Annotated in this window: 16 protein-coding genes; 13 read left to right on the top strand and 3 right to left on the bottom strand. The window is 64.4% G+C overall.

Features of this window, described 5'->3' with window-relative positions; translation table 11 throughout:
• Positions 1–927, bottom strand: coding sequence for a phosphate/phosphite/phosphonate ABC transporter substrate-binding protein (locus tag P9254_RS19990; RefSeq protein ID WP_095824399.1), 927 nt, complete (start codon positions 925–927; stop codon positions 1–3).
• A gap of 128 nt (positions 928–1055) precedes the next feature.
• Here P9254_RS19990 and P9254_RS19985 point away from each other — a divergent pair, with 128 nt between their 5' ends.
• The 11 genes from P9254_RS19985 (at position 1056) to P9254_RS19935 (ending at position 12545) form a co-directional block, all read left to right on the top strand.
• Positions 1056–2303, top strand: a complete 1248-nt coding sequence (locus tag P9254_RS19985) for a phosphopentomutase (protein WP_278057289.1) — start codon at positions 1056–1058, stop codon at positions 2301–2303.
• Positions 2287–3177, top strand: coding sequence for a bifunctional DNA-formamidopyrimidine glycosylase/DNA-(apurinic or apyrimidinic site) lyase (mutM, locus tag P9254_RS19980; protein ID WP_095782898.1), 891 nt, complete (start codon positions 2287–2289; stop codon positions 3175–3177). Before P9254_RS19985 ends, mutM begins: the two co-directional genes overlap by 17 nt.
• 40 nt (positions 3178–3217) lie before the next feature.
• Entirely contained in the window at positions 3218–3991 is a 774-nt protein-coding gene (locus P9254_RS19975; protein WP_095824215.1) for an enoyl-CoA hydratase, read from the top strand.
• A 245-nt stretch (positions 3992–4236) separates the two neighbouring features.
• Entirely contained in the window at positions 4237–4503 is a 267-nt protein-coding gene (rpsT, locus tag P9254_RS19970; protein ID WP_066996401.1) for a 30S ribosomal protein S20, read from the top strand.
• 909 nt (positions 4504–5412) lie between these two features.
• The gene (gene dnaA / locus P9254_RS19965) at positions 5413–6885 is read left to right on the top strand and encodes a chromosomal replication initiator protein DnaA (protein WP_278057288.1); all 1473 of its coding nucleotides are present in this window, start codon (positions 5413–5415) and stop codon (positions 6883–6885) included.
• Positions 6886–7060: 175 nt separating this feature from the next.
• Positions 7061–8179 (top strand): DNA polymerase III subunit beta, encoded by a 1119-nt coding sequence (gene dnaN, locus P9254_RS19960; protein ID WP_067324552.1) that lies wholly within the window; start codon positions 7061–7063, stop codon positions 8177–8179.
• 87 nt (positions 8180–8266) lie between these two features.
• Positions 8267–9427 carry a DNA replication/repair protein RecF gene (gene recF / locus P9254_RS19955; protein ID WP_095824218.1) on the top strand — a complete coding sequence of 387 codons (1161 nt, stop codon included), beginning with the start codon at positions 8267–8269 and terminating at the stop codon, positions 9425–9427.
• A 209-nt stretch (positions 9428–9636) separates the two neighbouring features.
• Positions 9637–10392 (top strand): molybdopterin-synthase adenylyltransferase MoeB, encoded by a 756-nt coding sequence (locus tag P9254_RS19950; protein WP_127247642.1) that lies wholly within the window; start codon positions 9637–9639, stop codon positions 10390–10392.
• 4 nt (positions 10393–10396) lie between these two features.
• Entirely contained in the window at positions 10397–10885 is a 489-nt protein-coding gene (locus P9254_RS19945; protein WP_095824219.1) for a GNAT family N-acetyltransferase, read from the top strand.
• Entirely contained in the window at positions 10882–12135 is a 1254-nt protein-coding gene (locus tag P9254_RS19940) for an aconitase X (RefSeq protein ID WP_082953864.1), read from the top strand. The genes P9254_RS19945 and P9254_RS19940 overlap by 4 nt, the downstream gene beginning before the upstream one ends.
• A complete protein-coding gene (locus P9254_RS19935; RefSeq protein ID WP_067324544.1) occupies positions 12132–12545 on the top strand; it encodes an aconitase X swivel domain-containing protein in 414 nt (137 codons plus the stop codon). Before P9254_RS19940 ends, P9254_RS19935 begins: the two co-directional genes overlap by 4 nt.
• A gap of 15 nt (positions 12546–12560) precedes the next feature.
• On the opposite strand, the gene P9254_RS19930 is transcribed toward P9254_RS19935, so the two are convergent.
• On the bottom strand, positions 12561–13562 hold the full coding sequence (locus P9254_RS19930; protein ID WP_066996380.1) for a 2-hydroxyacid dehydrogenase: 1002 nt from the start codon (positions 13560–13562) through the stop codon (positions 12561–12563).
• 168 nt (positions 13563–13730) lie between these two features.
• Here P9254_RS19930 and P9254_RS19925 point away from each other — a divergent pair, with 168 nt between their 5' ends.
• Positions 13731–14288, top strand: a complete 558-nt coding sequence (locus P9254_RS19925; RefSeq protein WP_278057287.1) for an SH3 domain-containing protein — start codon at positions 13731–13733, stop codon at positions 14286–14288.
• 114 nt (positions 14289–14402) lie between these two features.
• Here the strand turns inward: P9254_RS19925 and irrA are convergent, their stop codons facing one another.
• On the bottom strand, positions 14403–14834 hold the full coding sequence (gene irrA / locus P9254_RS19920; RefSeq protein WP_278057286.1) for an iron response transcriptional regulator IrrA: 432 nt from the start codon (positions 14832–14834) through the stop codon (positions 14403–14405).
• A 241-nt stretch (positions 14835–15075) separates the two neighbouring features.
• Here irrA and fabA point away from each other — a divergent pair, with 241 nt between their 5' ends.
• Positions 15076–15591 (top strand): 3-hydroxyacyl-[acyl-carrier-protein] dehydratase FabA, encoded by a 516-nt coding sequence (gene fabA, locus P9254_RS19915; protein ID WP_027165888.1) that lies wholly within the window; start codon positions 15076–15078, stop codon positions 15589–15591.
• Positions 15592–15645 lie beyond the last annotated feature (54 nt).

Raw genomic sequence — 15645 nt, 5'->3', positions numbered from 1 at the left:
CTAATCCCCGCGAGTTTCCCGCCGCACGATGGCCAGGGCCGTTGCGTAGTCCTTTGATACGGCCAGTTCGAAGCCGCCGGAGTGCGTCGGCTCCAGAAGATCGTAGACATCCGGGGTCAGCGACTTGAGATTGGTCAGAAACACGGCCAGCCGTCGCTTGGCTTCGGCGTCGAGATCGCTGCGCACCGCATGAGGCCCATATCGCAGCGGAGCCGAGCTCCACAGCACCCGAAGCGACGTCTTCGGGACGCCGGCGGCCGCAAGCCGCAGGATGGTGCCGCCCGTGTCGGTAGGCTGGCCGTCGGCGCCGACAGGCTCCCAGCCGAACAGGCCGTCGGCTTCGCCGTCGCCGAGCATCGCCTCGGCCGCGGTGGCCGACGGGGCGCGCGCCAGGAAAGGTGAATCCTGCGCGATCGGCACGCCTTCGCCGGCCAGTCCGGTCAGCGGCAGGAGAGAACCGGCGACATTGTCGGCGGGCGCGATGGCGATCCGATGCGAGGCGATCGCTGTGAGGCCCGGCACTTTGCCGTCGCGCGTCACCAGCACGGAACGGACGCCGGCGGCTCCATCGGCATCGACCGGCGCCACCAGCGGCTCGACACAGCCGCAGCGCTCCGAAGCCGTAGCATAGGCGAGCGCCGAATAGACCGCGTACTGTATGCGGCCGCTCGCCTGAGCCTCGATCAACGCCGCATAGTCGCGAGCAACGACGAACTCGACCTTCATGCCGAGAGCGTTCGTATAGGCATCCGTCAAGCGGGCCAGACCAGGTACCGTGTTGCCTCCTCCGGGCTCGGCGACGATTCCTATGCGAAACGTGCCGATGTCGGCGCGCCAGTCGGCATGCGCCGGCGGGGCAGCGAAGAGCACCGCGAGAGCCGCCGCGCAGGTCCTCAATGCCTGGCTTGCCGCCGATCTTGCGCCCATGCCCATCCTTGCCGCATTCCCTCGATCCGCACCACTTTGCACCAAGCCGTTGCGGTCTGGTATCCGATTTGCCAACGCCGCTGCGGAACTCTATGTCTGGCTGGTTAGACTGGCACGATGGCACCCCTATGGCGCGGGCTTTCCTATTCGTTCTCGATTCTTTCGGCATCGGCGGAGCGGCCGATGCCGAACGCTACGGCGATGCCGGCGCCGACACATTCGGACACATCGCACAAGCTTGCGCCGAGGGCCGCGCGGATCGTGAAGGCCTGCGCAGCGGACCGCTCGCCGTCCCCAACATGATCTCGCTCGGGCTTGCCCGCGCGGCCAAGACGGCAACCGGGCTGACGGTCGACCTCGACGCGCCGCTGCTTGCCGCGTCGTTCCATGGCGCTGCCCAGGAGGTCTCGAGCGGCAAGGACACGCCGTCGGGCCATTGGGAGATTGCCGGCCTGCCCGTGCGTTTCGACTGGGGTTATTTTCCCGACACTGTGCCCGCCTTCCCGGCCGAGCTGACCGGCGCGATCATCCGCGAAGGCAAGGTGCCGGGCATCCTCGGCGATTGCCATGCGCCAGGAACCGAGATCATCGAGCGCTTCGGCGAGGAACACATCCGGACCGGCAAGCCCATCTGTTACACATCGGTCGACTCCGTATTGCAAATCGCCGCGCACGAGACGCATTTCGGCCTGGAGCGGCTCTACGAGCTTTGCCTGACGGTGCGCCGGCTGGTCGATCCGCTCAACATCGGGCGGGTGATCGCGCGGCCCTTTGTCGGCGAGACAAGCGCCACCTTCCAGCGCACCCACAACCGCCGCGACTATGCCGTGCCGCCGCCGGAGCCGACCTTGCTCGACCGGCTGACGGAGCGCGGCAGCAACGTCATCGCCGTCGGCAAGATCGGCGACATCTTCGCCCATCGCGGCATCGCGGAGGTGCGCAAGGCGGGCGGCAACATGGCGATGTTCGACAAGGCGCTCTCCGCCATGGACGACGCCGGCGAAGGCGATCTAGTCTTTGCCAATTTCGTCGATTTCGATACCGAGTTCGGCCATCGGCGCGATGTCGCCGGCTATGCCGGAGCGCTCGAGGCCTTCGATCGCCGGCTGCCGGAAGCGCTGTCGCGCATCAAGTCGGGTGACCTTCTCATCCTCACCGCCGACCACGGCAACGATCCGACCTGGCGCGGCACCGATCATACCCGCGAACGCGTTCCGGTGATCGGGATAGGGCCGGGACTGAAGGGCGGCGACATCGGGCTCAGGCCGACCTTCGCCGATATCGGCGAAACCATCGCGGATCATCTCGGGCTTGCGCGTGGCCGCCACGGCACCGCTTTCCTCGCGACGATAGGCGGCCATGCCGGAACTGCCTGAAGTCGAAACGGTGCGGCGGGGGCTGCAGCCGGTCCTGGAAGGGGCGCGGCTCGTCAATGTCGAGGCGCGACGGCCAGACCTTCGCTTTCCCTTTCCCGAACGGTTCTCGGAGCGGCTTGCCGGCAAGACCGTGACGGCGCTTGGCAGGCGCGCCAAATATCTGACGATGCACATCGAAAACGGTCCGGTGCTGATCTGCCATCTCGGCATGTCGGGATCGTTCCGCGTCGAAACCGCTGGCAACGGCCGCATTCCCGGCAGCTTCCATCACGAGCGCTCGAAGAGCGAGGCGCATGACCACGTCGTATTCGATGTCGACTCCCCGAAGGGCGAGCGGTCCCGCGTCATCTTCAACGATCCGCGCCGTTTCGGCTTCATGCTGTTTGCCGAAGGCGCGCCGGACACGCATCCAATGCTGGCTGGGCTGGGCATCGAGCCGACCGGCAACGCGCTCGACGGTCCCCTGCTCGCCTCGCTGCTCGAAGGCCGCAGATCGCCGCTCAAGGCCGCGTTGCTCGACCAGCGGCTGATCGCCGGGCTCGGCAACATATATGTGTCGGAAGCGCTGTGGCGCGCCGGCCTGTCGCCGCTGCGCGAAGCCGGCACCATAGCCGGCTCCGGCAAGAGAGCGAAAGAGCAATGCGAACGCCTGGCCGCCGCCATCCGCTCGGTCATCGCCGACGCGATCGCCGCCGGCGGTTCCTCGCTGCGCGACTATGTCCAGGCAGACGGGTCGCTTGGCTATTTCCAGCATTCCTTCGCGGTCTATGACCGCGAAGACGAGCCATGTCCGAAACCGGGCTGCAGCGGCCATATCGAACGCATCGTGCAGAGCGGCCGATCGACCTTCTATTGCCGGACCTGTCAGCGGTGAGCTAGACCGGTCTCCTCAATCGAAGCGAGGAGACGATGCCATGGCCTATGAAACCATTCTCGTGGAGACACGCGGCAAGGTCGGGCTGATCACGCTGAACCGGCCGAAGGCGCTCAATGCCCTGAATTCGCAGGTGCTGGCCGAGATCGTGGCGGCGGTGAACACGTTCGGCGCCGATGCCGGCATCGGCGCAATGGTGCTCACGGGTTCGGAAAAAGCCTTCGCGGCCGGCGCCGACATCAAGGAAATGCAGGCGATCTCCTTTGTCGACGCCTATACTGGAGACTTCTTTGTCGGGTGGGAGGAGCTCACCCGGGCGCGCAAGCCGATCATCGCCGCGGTCGCCGGCTATGCGCTTGGCGGCGGCTGCGAGCTGGCCATGATGTGCGATTTCATCATCGCAGCCGACAACGCAAAGTTCGGCCAACCCGAGATCACGCTCGGCGTCATGCCGGGCATGGGAGGATCGCAGCGATTGACCCGCTTCGTCGGCAAGTCGAAGGCGATGGACATGTGCCTGACCGGGCGGATGATGGACGCTGCCGAGGCCGAGCGCTGCGGACTGGTGTCGCGAGTGGTGCCGGCGGCCGAGCTGGTCGAGGAGGCGCTGAAAGCGGCAGCGAAGATCGCCGAGTTTTCCCTGCCGTCGGTGATGATGACGAAGGAAGCCGTCAACCGCGCTTTCGAGACGACGCTTGCCGAGGGGCTGCGCTTCGAGCGCCGCCTTTTCCACTCGCTGTTTGCGCTCGATGACCAGAAGGAGGGTATGGCCGCCTTCGTCGAGAAGCGGAAGCCGAATTTCAGCAACCACTAGGGCTTGTCGGCCTAATGCGTGCCGCGATTTTGGCAAGAAGCCGGGCATGCACAAAGACAACGGCTTTAGGCGCGCAGACCCGTTTCAGCGAGGCGCGGCTTCAAGCCCAAAAAGACCGCGAAGCGGCGTTGACGCGCCGGAAAAGCTGAACTATAAGCCGCACCAACCGAGGCGGCCCGTGGCTGCCCGTTTGTTTTTTGCGCCCTGCGACCCGCTGGCGCCCACCAGATCAGAAGAGAGGCATCATGGCCAATACGTCCTCGGCCAAAAAGGCAACGCGCAAGATCGCCCGCCGGGCGGCGATCAACAAGAACCGTCGGTCCCGCGTCCGCACCTATGTTCGCCAGGTCGAAGAGGCGCTCGCCGCCGGCGACAAGGCTGCTGCGCTGGAGGCGTTCAAGGCCGCGGAGCCGGAATTGATGCGCGCCGCAACCAAGGGTGTCCTCCACAAGAACACGGCTTCCCGCAAGGTTTCGCGGCTGGCCCAGCGGGTCAAGGTGCTGTCGGCCTGACCGACTTCCCTTTAGAACCGTTATCCTTGAACCCGGCCGCACAGGCCGGGTTTTTTCGTTTGCCGGCAAGTACTTAAAAAGAACGGTCGGACAACGACGCTTGGGCCGAATTTCAAAGTAGCCAATGTTTTGCCGGCATATACATAATCGCTCATGTCGACGACCGCTGGATGCGGGCACGGCCATAGATGAGCCTGCCACAAAATCCATATATTTTTCAAAATCTTACAGACGGTCATCCACAGCTTGTTCAACTCGCGGAGGAGCGGCGGGGGACAAGTAGCTGTCAAGAGAATTATTTCAGAAAATTTCCGAAGGTGTGGCCTTTTTCACATTCCACGGAAAAGGGTTTGAATCACAATGGCTTTATGAAAATGGGCCGCAGTGGCACCTGCTTTGAACACGTCTCCGGTAACCAGATTCGTTAAAAATCCGTTAGACGTGGCCTTGCCCTATCCACAGCGATTTCGGTAATGTCCATCCATCGAAGGGACGGGCACCTGCCCTTAACCCAGCCTGAATCGGCCAGCAAAAAATGGCGGAATTCATGACGCGGAGCAATTCCGCGTGCGGCTTGGTTTGTCTCTTCGGTGCGGGTAGGGGACTGGCGTAATTGTACATGGCAGTCGACGTTGGGCCGGCATTTTCGCCGGGCGGTGTTGTATTGTCTTGGCATGATCAAGCCGGCTTGCGAGAGCCGGCAGAGGTCCCTTGCGCAACGTTGCAACGATATCGCCGGCGGCGGCGATAGAGGCGCAGCGAAAAACGTCGCCGGACCCAGGGTGCAGGAGGCGCACTCCCGGCGGAAAAAGGGTACGAGAGACAAGGAACTTGATCATGCAGAGCGGCATCGAGGGGGAGATTGCGGGCGAACTCCCATTCCCAGCAACTATCGTCGGAGGGGACGACATGGCGGCATCCAGCGACGCTGAACAGAAGTTCGAGCGGGTCAAGGCCCAATTGAAGGCGCGTCTGGGAGCCGAGGTCTATTCGAGCTGGTTCGGCCGCATGAAGGTTGCCGAGGCGTCGCGCGGCATGGTCCGCATCTCCGTACCGACCGCCTTCCTGCGGTCGTGGATCAACGGCCATTACCTTGATCTTATCGCCGAACTGTGGAGGCACGAGGATCCCGACCTTCTCAAGATCGAGATCGTCGTGCGGACCGCCACGCGGCAGGGCCGCAACAATGTCGAGCCGGAGATCGCGCCGGCGCGCAAGATGACCAAGCAGGCCCAGACCGCGCTTGCCGCCGGCACCGCGAGCGCCGGTCGGGTGGAACGGACGCCGGCGCCCCGCCACGGCGTGCCAGTGGAGACCGAGTTCCGCCACAATGTGCTGGGGTCGCCGCTCGACCCGCGCTACACTTTCACTTCGTTCATCGAAGGCCCTTCGAACCGTGTTGCTTTCGCGGCGGCCAAGGCGGTGGCGGAATCGCAGTCGAGCGCGGTGCGCTTCAACCCGCTCTTTCTCCATGCGACCGTCGGCCTGGGCAAGACGCATCTGTTGCAGGCGATCGCGGCGGAATCGCTGCGGCACAATCCGAAATCGCGCGTGGTCTACCTGACGGCGGAATATTTCATGTGGCGCTTCGCCACCGCGATCCGTGACAACAATGCGCTGACGCTCAAGGAGCAGCTGCGCGACATCGATCTGCTAATCATCGACGACATGCAGTTCCTGCAGGGCAAGTCGATCCAGCACGAGTTCTGCCATCTCATCAACATGCTGCTCGACAGCGCCAAGCAGGTGGTGGTCGCCGCCGACCGGCCGCCGTCTGAACTGGAGTCGCTGGAGCCGCGGGTGCGCTCGCGCCTCAACGGCGGCGTGGCGCTCGAAATGTCGGCGCCGGATTTCGGCATGCGCCTCGGCATGCTGAAGCTGCGCCTTGCCACTGCCAAGATCGACGATACCTCGCTCGACATTTCGGATGAGATCCTCGATCACGTCGCCAGAACGGTGACGGGCAGCGGGCGCGAGCTCGAAGGCGCCTTCAACCAGCTTCTGTTTCGCCAGTCCTTCGAGCCGCAGATCACTATCGACCGCATCGACGAGATCCTCGGTCATATTTACCGCTCGGGCGAGCCGAAGCGGGTGCGTATCGAGGACATCCAGCGCATCGTGGCGCGCCACTATAACGTTTCGAAGACGGAACTGCTCTCAAACCGCCGCACGCGCACCATCGTCAAACCGCGGCAGGTAGCGATGTATCTGTCCAAGGTGATGACGCCGCGCTCGCTGCCGGAGATCGGACGCCGTTTCGGCGGCCGCGATCACACGACGGTCCTACACGCCGTGCGCAAGATCGAGGATCTTTCCGGCGCCGACAACACGCTGGCGCAGGAACTCGAACTGCTCAGAAGGCTGATCAACGAGCAGGCCTGAGCGCTTCGCCCGCTTTATCCCCAGAAAGCCCGCGCAACCGGCTGGAACCGGTGGCGCGGGCTTGCGTTTGCAGGGTTTTTACTGTCAGCTTACATAGATTCTGAGCTTTTCGGAGCTTTTGCGGGGCGCCGCCGCCCGGTGACCCGCTCATTCATTGAAGCGAGCCTGTTTCGTCATGCGTGTTATCCTGGAACGATCCAATCTCCTGAAGTCCCTCAACCACGTCCATCGCGTGGTGGAGCGGCGCAACACCATACCGATCCTGTCGAATGTGCTGCTCAGCGCCGAGGGCGCCAGCCTGGAAATGAAGGCCACCGACCTCGACCTTGAAGTGACCGAAGCCACGCCGGCCAAGGTCGAGCGCGGCGGCGCGACGACGGTTCCGGCGCATCTGCTCTACGACATCGTGCGCAAGCTGGCCGACGGCGCCGAGGTGATGCTGAAGACCGACGAGGATGGCAACGCTATGACCGTCACGTCCGGGCGCTCCAGCTTCCGCCTGCAGTGCTTGCCGCAGTCCGATTTCCCGGAGCTTTCGGCCGGCTCCTTCTCGCACATCTTCCGGCTCGATTCGGTAGCGCTCAAGGGCCTGATCGAGAAGACGCAGTTCGCGATCTCGACCGAAGAGACGCGCTACTATCTCAACGGCATCTTCCTGCACACGCATGAGGCGGGCGGCAAGCTGAAGCTGCGCTCGGTCGCGACCGACGGGCACCGACTGGCGCGCGCCGAGATCGACGCGCCGGCAGGCTCGGAAGGCATGCCCGGCATCATCATCCCGCGCAAGACGGTGAGCGAGCTGCAGAAGCTGGTCGACGACCCGGATATCGCGGTGACGACGGAGCTGTCGGATACCAAGATCCGCTTCACCATCGGCAGCGTCATCCTGACCTCGAAGCTGATCGACGGCACCTTCCCCGATTATCAGCGCGTCATCCCGACCGGCAATGACAAGAAGCTGGTTATCGACCGCCAGAGCTTTGCCGCCGCCGTCGACCGCGTCTCGACCATTTCGTCCGAGCGCGGCCGAGCCGTGAAACTGTCGATCAATGACGGCCAGCTCACGCTCGCCGTCAACAATCCGGATTCCGGCAGCGCAACCGAGGAGCTGGCGGCCGACTACTCGTCCGACCCGATCGAGATCGGCTTCAACGCCAAATATCTGCTCGACGTCGCCGCCCAGCTCACCGGTTCGGAAGCCAAGTTCATGCTGGCGGATGCCGGGTCTCCGACGCTGATCCACGACATGGCCGACGAGACCGCGCTCTACGTGCTGATGCCGATGCGGGTCTAGGCTTTGTCTCTTTTGTTGACGCAATTCCAGACGGAAAACCGCTATGCACTTTTCCTGGAATTGCTCTAGCAGGCCTCACATGTCGCCGTGACCTCGGACGCCAAACAGCTTCGGCAGCAGAGCTATATAAGTAAGCTTACACTTACAAATTTTCGCAACTATGCGGGACTTTCGCTTGATCTCGGCCCCGGCGCTGTCGTGCTGTCCGGCGACAATGGCGCCGGCAAGACCAATCTGCTCGAAGCCGTTTCGCTGCTGACGCCGGGGCGCGGGCTGCGCCGCGCGCCTTACGCCGACGTCGCCCGCGAGGGCGGCGATGGCGGCTTTGCCTTGCATGCGCGCATCGAAGGACCGGAAGGTCAGGTCGAAATCGGCACCGGCATTGCCGGCGGCGATGGTGCCGCGGAAGGCGGCAGGCGCGTGCGCATCAACGGCGCGCCGGCAAAATCGGCCGAGGATATGCTCGAATGGCTGCGGGTCGTCTGGCTGACGCCGGCGATGGACGGGCTGTTTCCAGGGCCGGCCGCCGACCGCCGCCGCTTCCTCGACCGACTGGTGCTGGCGATCGACCCCGGCCACGGGCAGCGCGCGCTCGATTACGAGAAGGCGATGCGTGGCCGTAACCGTTTGCTTACGGAAGGCTCGCGCGACACCGGCTGGTTCGACGCGATCGAGATGCAGATGGCCGAAACCGGGGTGGCGATCGCGGCGGCCAGGGCCGAGCTGGTGCGGCTGCTTGCGGCCATGATCGACAAGCTGCCGGGCAGCGGCCCGTTTCCGCAGGCCGACATCAGCCTCGCCGGCGAATTGGAAAGCGAAATCGCGGTCACACCGGCAGTCGACGTCGAGGAGCGATTTCGCGCCATACTCGCCAATGGCCGCGAGCGCGACCGCGCCGCCGGCCGCACGCTCGACGGTCCGCACCGCTCCGACCTCGCGGTCCGCCACCGGCCGAAGTCGATGCCGGCCGAATTGTGCTCGACCGGCGAGCAGAAGGCGCTGCTTGTCGGCATCGTGCTGTCGCATGCGCGGCTGACCGGCGAGATGTCGGGCCTGACGCCGATCCTGTTGCTCGACGAGATCGCCGCGCATCTCGACAGCGGCCGGCGCACTGCGCTGTTTTCCATCCTCGAAGAGCTCAACTGCCAGGCCTTCATGACCGGCACCGACGCGGCGCTGTTTTCCAGCCTTGCCGGGCGGGCGCAATTCCTGACGGTCGATCACGGCAGCGTCGGCCCGACCGGCTGAACTGTCGAAGAGTTGAAAGCCCCTTGCACGACGATTTGTCCTGCGGGACAAGGCTTCGCCTTGCATGTGAGTGACAAAGCTTCGCTTTGCATATGCATGACAAGGCTTCGCCTTGCATGTCAGTGACAAGGCTTCGCCTTGCATGTCAGTGACAAGGCTTCGCCTTGCATGTGCATGACAAGGTTTCCTGCCCGCTATATGGTCCGGCCATGACGAATGCTGCACTCACCGACGAAGAGCTTGAGCGCTATGCCCGCCACATCGTGCTGCCCGAAATCGGCGGCCCCGGCCAGCAGAAGCTGAAGCGGGCGCGGGTGCTGGTGATCGGCGCCGGCGGGCTTGGGGCCCCTGTGCTCGAATATCTCGCGGCGGCCGGCGTCGGCACGCTCGGCATCGTCGACGACGATGATGTCTCCTTGTCCAACCTGCAGCGGCAGGTGATCCATGGCAGCGATACGATCGGCATGGCGAAGACCGACAGCGCTTCGGCGGCGATCATGCGCATCAACCCCAATGTCAGGGCGGAACTGCATCGCCTCAGACTGACCGAGCAAAATGCCCCTGCCCTCGTCGCCCAATACGATATCGTGGTCGACGGCTCCGACAATTTCGAGACACGCTATGCTCTGGCCGATGCCTGCGCGCAGGAAAAGAAGCCCCTGGTCACTGCCGCCGTTGGCCGCTTCGACGGCTCGGTGACGGTGCTGAAGCCATTTGAAACGGGGGCCAATGGCCAGCGCAATCCAGGCTACCGCGACCTTTTTCCGGAAGCGCCGCCCGAAGGGCTGGTGCCATCCTGCGCCGTTGCCGGCATCGTCGGCGCGCTGACGGGCGTCATCGGCACGCTGGAGGCAATGGAAGCGATTAAGCTGATCGCCGGCATCGGCGAGCCGCTGGTCGGCCGGCTGCTGCTTTACGACGGGCTGACCGCCCGTTTCGACACCGTCCGCTACAAGGCAGTCTGAGCGCATGGATCAGACGGCCACTCTCCTCGTCAGCGAGCTTCCGCCGGACTTTGCGCAGTGGGACGAATTGCTGGCGCTGATCCGGCGCGCCTTCGCCTATATGGACGGCGTCATCGACCCGCCGTCCTCGGCGCATCATCTCACACCCGAAAACCTCAAGAGCAAGGCCGGGCAAGAAACGCCGTTCCTGGCCATGGAGAACGGCCGGATCGTCGGCTGCGTCTTTGCGATGGAGAGGGCAGACGATTTCTATGTCGGCAAGCTTGCCGTCGAGCCTGGCCTTCAGGGGCGAGGCATAGGCGGACGGCTGATGCAGGCCGTCGACGATCTTGCCCACCGGCGCGGCAAGCAGGCCCTCGAGCTGCAGACGCGTATCGAGCTTACGGCGAACCACGCGGCCTTCGCCCGGCTCGGCTTTCGCGAGACCGGGCGCACCGCGCATGCGGGCTACGACAGGCCGACCTCGATCACCATGCGCAAGGTGCTGTCTTGAGCCTCGCGCTCAGCCCGGAGGAACAGGCAACCGCCGCCGGTAAGGACGGCGCGGGAATGGCGATGCGCATCGTCGCCGAGAGCGCGCGCCTGCTCGGCGCGCCGGGGCTGATCCCGATCTGTTCGGCGCATATCGACGGCGCGCTCTATCATGGCGATTCCGGCACGCTGTTCGCCGAGCGGCTGGTCGAAGGCGGCGCCAGTGTTGCCGTGCGCTCGACGCTCAATGTCGGGGCGCTCGACCTGACGGGCTGCTCGCGCATCCGCCTGGAAGAGCCGCAGCGCGGCATGGCGCGGCGGATGATGGATGCCTATCGCAAGCTCGGCTGCGAACAAAGCTGGACCTGCGCGCCCTATCAGGCCGGGCACAGGCCGGCACAGGGCAGCGATGTCGCCTGGGGCGAGTCCAATGCGGTGGTGTTCTGCAATTCGGTGCTGGGCGCCCGCACCAACCGCTACGGCGATTTCCTCGACATCGCCTGCGCCATCACCGGCCGCGCACCGGATTATGGCCTGCACCGGGCCGAGAACCGCCGGGCGCGGCTGGTGTTCGACGTCTCGGGCCTATTGCCTTCCTTCCTCGCTTCCGAGATCGCCTGGCCGGTGCTGGGCAGCCTCTATGGCCGCGAGGTCGGGGATACGATCGGCGTCGTCGTCGGCATCGCCAATCATCCCGGCGACGACGCGCTAAAGGCCTTCGGCGCCGCTGCCGCCTCCTCCGGCGCGGTCGGGCTGTTCCACATTGCAGGTGTCACGCCAGAGGCGCCGAACGTCGAAACCATTCTGGCCGAGCCGAAACCGGAGGCGGTGATCCACGTCACGCCGCAGATGGCGGCGAAGGCTCGCGCCGGCCTGTCGACGGCGGCGGTGCCGAAAACCATCGATGCGGTCGCCATTGGCAGCCCGCATCTGTCCTTTGCCGAGTTCGAGATGCTGGAGCGGCTGATTGCCGGAAGACGGCTCGCCGTGCCGATCTATGCCTGCACCGGCCGTCATGTGCTTGCCTTCCTGGAGCAGGACGGCCGGCGGAAGAGGCTCGAAGCGAGCGGGGTCGTCATCGTTGCCGACACATGCGTGGTGGTGACGCCGATCATGCCGGAACTTGCCGGCGGCGTGCTTATGACCAATTCGGGCAAGTTCGCGCATTACGCTCCGGGCAACACCGGCTATGCGGTGCTCTATGCCTCGCTCGCCGATTGCGTCGAAAGCGCGGTCGCCGGCAAGCCGCGCTTCACGGACCTCGCCGCATGAGCGCCGCCACGGAGATATTGGTACGGGGCAAGGCCGGTAAAGGCGAAGCGCTGGTGCTGACGGCGCCGATCAGCTTCTGGGGCGGCGTCGACCCGCAGACAGGCCGCATCGCCGATGTCCGCCACCCGCAGCATGGCGAGGTGATTTCCGGCCGGGTGCTGTTCCTGCCGGGCACCATCGGCTCGTCGTCGGCTTCGGCAGTGCTGATGGAACTGGTCCACAACGGCCGCGGGCCGGCAGCCCTTGTGCTGCACGAGCCGGACGCCATTCTTCTGCTCGGCCTGATCGTCGCGCGCGAAATGGGCTGGGAAACACCTATGGCGGTGCGGCTCGGACGCGGTGTGTTCGACGCCTATCGCGGAAGCACCGTCAAAGTCGACGACGACGGCGCCGTGAGCGTCGCCGCTTGAACAACCCGTGGTTTTTCAGGTCCTGAGCGGCAACACACGGTCCGGCGGGCGATGGCCGTCGAAGAAGGCGCGAATGTTGATGATCACCTTCTCGCCCATGTCGATGCGGCCTTCGAGCGTCGCCGAGCCCATATGCGGCAACAGAACGACCTTGCCCTTGTGGGCGAGCTTCAACAGCTTGCTGTTCAGCGCCGGCTCGTGCTCGTAGACGTCGAGGCCGGCGCCGGCGATCTTGCCGTCCTGGATGAGTTTGATCATCGACTCTTCGTCGATGATGTCGCCCCGCGCTGTGTTGACGATGTAGGCCGCCGGCTGCATCAGCGCCAGCCGCCGGGCCGACAGCAGATGAAAGGTCGCCGGCGTCGACGGGCAGTTGACCGAGATGATATCCATCCGGGCGAGCATCTGGTCGAGGCTTTCCCAATACGTCGCTTCCAATTCGTCCTCGACCGCCGGCAGCACGCGGTGGCGGTTGTGGTAGTGGATGGACAGGCCGAACGCCTTGGCGCGCCTGGCGACCGCCGTGCCGATACGGCCCATGCCGACAATGCCCAGGCGCTTGCCCCAGATGCGGCGGCCGAGCATCCAGGTCGGGGACCAGCCGGCCCATTTCTTCTCGCCGGTGAGCACGTTGGCGCCTTCGGCCAGCCTGCGCGGCACGGCGAGCATCAGCGCCATGGTCATGTCGGCGGTGTCTTCGGTGAGCACGTTCGGCGTGTTGGTGACGGTGATGCCTTTCTTGGCAGCCGCCGAGACGTCAATCTTGTCGACGCCGTTGCCGAAATTGGCAATCAGCTTGAGGTTCTCGCCGGCCTGGGCGATCAGCGCGGCATCGATGTGGTCGGTGATGGTCGGGACCAGCACGTCGGCTTCCTTGACCGCCGCAACCAGCTCAGGCTGGGTCATCGGCCGGTCCTCGACGTTGAGGCGCGCGTCGAACAGTTCGCGCATGCGGGTCTCCACCGGATCGGGCAGCTTGCGCGTGATGACGACGAGGGGCCGTTTTTTACCTGCCATTGTTTCCCCGAAGCTTCCTCGAAACCGATCTCGTTGAGACCTCTTTAACCAAGACAAGCGAAACTTGAAGCCAGTCGCGGTATCAGCCCACTCCTGTAACAAGCGGTGCCGCCGAAGACAAAGAAAAAGGGGCGCTCCTCCCACGGACCGGCGCCGAAAGGAATGAACGTGTCTGGTTTCGCCTCGCTCCGCCTGGCTTTCAGCGCAGCCGTTCTCGGCACTCTGCTTTGGGCGCCGCAGACATCCGCGCAAGGCGCGGCCACGTCGGCGCAGACCGTGACGCTAGGGCCGAGCGGCCTGCCGCTGCCGCGCTTCGTCAGCCTGAAATCCGGACGCGTCAACTCGCGCGTCGGTCCGGGCGCCAACTATTCCGTCGACTGGATGTATATGAAGCCCGGACTGCCGATGGAAATCATCCAGGAATTCGACACCTGGCGCCGCGTGCGTGACGCCGACGGCTCCGAAGGCTGGATCAACCAGTCGCTGCTTTCGGGCCGCCGCACCGCGATCGTCGCCCCCTGGCAGCGCGGCAAGGGCGGCCGAATCAATCTGCTCGACGATCCCGACAAGGACGCCGGCGTTGTCGCCATCCTCGAGCCAGGCGTGATGGGCTCGATCAAGAAGTGCGACGGTCAGTGGTGCGAGATGACCTTCGACGGCCATACCGGCTGGGTCGCCCAGTCGCAGGTCTGGGGCGCCTACCCGGGAGAAAAGGTCAAGAACTGATCTGGACCATGATCTGATCCAAACCGTAGGTCAGCGTAGCAAACCGGTTCCGACTTTTCGCGATCATGGTCTTCGAGCCGCATCGCCAGATCGACAGGCCTCATCGCGGGCAGATCAGTCGCGGCGCTTGGGGCGCAGCCTCACCACGATATCGACGTTGGCGATCTCCATGCCTTCCGGAGGCTGCGGCAGGTTGGAGACGCTCACCGGGCCGCTGGCGATATCGAAGATCCGGTTCTCGCCCTCGACATAGAAGTGGTGGTGATCGGAAGTGTTGGTGTCGAAATACGTCTTCGACCCTTCGACGGCGAGGATGCGCAGCATGCCGGCCTGGGTGAATTGATGAAGGGCATTGTAGACGGTGGCCAGCGAAACCGGCACACCGGCGGCGATCGCCTCTTCATGCAATTCTTCGGCCGAAAGGTGACGGTCGCCCTTGGCGAAAAGCAGGTCGGCCAGCGCAATGCGCTGGCGCGTCGGCCTCAGGCCGGCTTCGCGAACCCGCTTGTCCACAGCGACATTTTCCTTCCGGCAGCGCGAATCCATCTATCCCGTCTAAGCTTGCAAGCCCCATAGACCGGTCCAGAATGGCAAAAAGAGGTCAATGCCAAAAACTGGACACCACCCGACATATATTCTGTCGCCCAAATGCGATCAATAGCGCGCATTGACCCAGGCAGGCGCACGGGTTAAGCGCAAACGCCGGTTTCCGGCCACAAACAGAGTGTGTTAGGAAACCAACGACATGGGCGCCCTGCCGCCCGGAACGAGAACGGGGACGGAATTAATGGCGGGTCAAAAGTCCAGCTACGACTACGAGGAACTGCTTGCCTGCGCCCGCGGCGAGCTGTTCGGACCGGGAAACGCCCAGCTGCCCTACCCGCCGATGCTGATGTTCGACCGCATCACCGAGATCAGCGAGACCGGCGGCGCCTTCGACAAGGGCTTCATCCGTGCCGAGTTCGACATCAAGCCGGATCTTTGGTTCTTCGCCTGCCATTTCATCGGCAATCCGATCATGCCGGGTTGCCTCGGCCTCGACGCCATGTGGCAATTGACCGGCTTCTATCTCGGCTGGCTCGGCGAACCCGGCAAAGGCATGGCGCTGTCGACCGGCGAGGTGAAGTTCAAGGGCATGGTGACGCCATCGGTCAAGAAGGTCGAATATGGCGTCGACTTCAAGCGCGTGATGCGTGGCCGCCTCGTGCTCGGCATCGCCGACGGCTGGCTCAAGGCGGATGGCGAACCCATATACGCGGCAACGGATCTGAAGGTGGGCCTGTCCAAGCAGTCCGCCGCCTGATCGCCATCGCCACGGGCCCTGGCGTGTCCGGCGGATGCGCAAGGACGCCGCGGT

This window comes from Mesorhizobium sp. WSM4983 (genome assembly GCF_029625765.1).
Classification (GTDB): Bacteria; Pseudomonadota; Alphaproteobacteria; order Rhizobiales; family Rhizobiaceae; genus Mesorhizobium.
This window is presented reverse-complemented; position numbering and strand designations above follow the sequence as displayed.

Bases quoted from the DNA above. Each gene is read 5' to 3' on its own strand.
- P9254_RS19990 (WP_095824399.1), bottom strand. From the start codon at position 927: ATGGGCGCAAGATCGGCGGCAAGCCAGGCATTGAGGACCTGCGCGGCG.
- P9254_RS19985 (WP_278057289.1), top strand. From the start codon at position 1,056: ATGGCGCGGGCTTTCCTATTCGTTCTCGATTCTTTCGGCATCGGCGGA.
- mutM (WP_095782898.1), top strand. From the start codon at position 2,287: ATGCCGGAACTGCCTGAAGTCGAAACGGTGCGGCGGGGGCTGCAGCCG.
- P9254_RS19975 (WP_095824215.1), top strand. From the start codon at position 3,218: ATGGCCTATGAAACCATTCTCGTGGAGACACGCGGCAAGGTCGGGCTG.
- rpsT (WP_066996401.1), top strand. From the start codon at position 4,237: ATGGCCAATACGTCCTCGGCCAAAAAGGCAACGCGCAAGATCGCCCGC.
- dnaA (WP_278057288.1), top strand. From the start codon at position 5,413: ATGGCGGCATCCAGCGACGCTGAACAGAAGTTCGAGCGGGTCAAGGCC.
- dnaN (WP_067324552.1), top strand. From the start codon at position 7,061: ATGCGTGTTATCCTGGAACGATCCAATCTCCTGAAGTCCCTCAACCAC.
- P9254_RS19950 (WP_127247642.1), top strand. From the start codon at position 9,637: ATGACGAATGCTGCACTCACCGACGAAGAGCTTGAGCGCTATGCCCGC.
- P9254_RS19945 (WP_095824219.1), top strand. From the start codon at position 10,397: ATGGATCAGACGGCCACTCTCCTCGTCAGCGAGCTTCCGCCGGACTTT.
- P9254_RS19935 (WP_067324544.1), top strand. From the start codon at position 12,132: ATGAGCGCCGCCACGGAGATATTGGTACGGGGCAAGGCCGGTAAAGGC.
- P9254_RS19930 (WP_066996380.1), bottom strand. From the start codon at position 13,562: ATGGCAGGTAAAAAACGGCCCCTCGTCGTCATCACGCGCAAGCTGCCC.
- irrA (WP_278057286.1), bottom strand. From the start codon at position 14,834: ATGGATTCGCGCTGCCGGAAGGAAAATGTCGCTGTGGACAAGCGGGTT.
- fabA (WP_027165888.1), top strand. From the start codon at position 15,076: ATGGCGGGTCAAAAGTCCAGCTACGACTACGAGGAACTGCTTGCCTGC.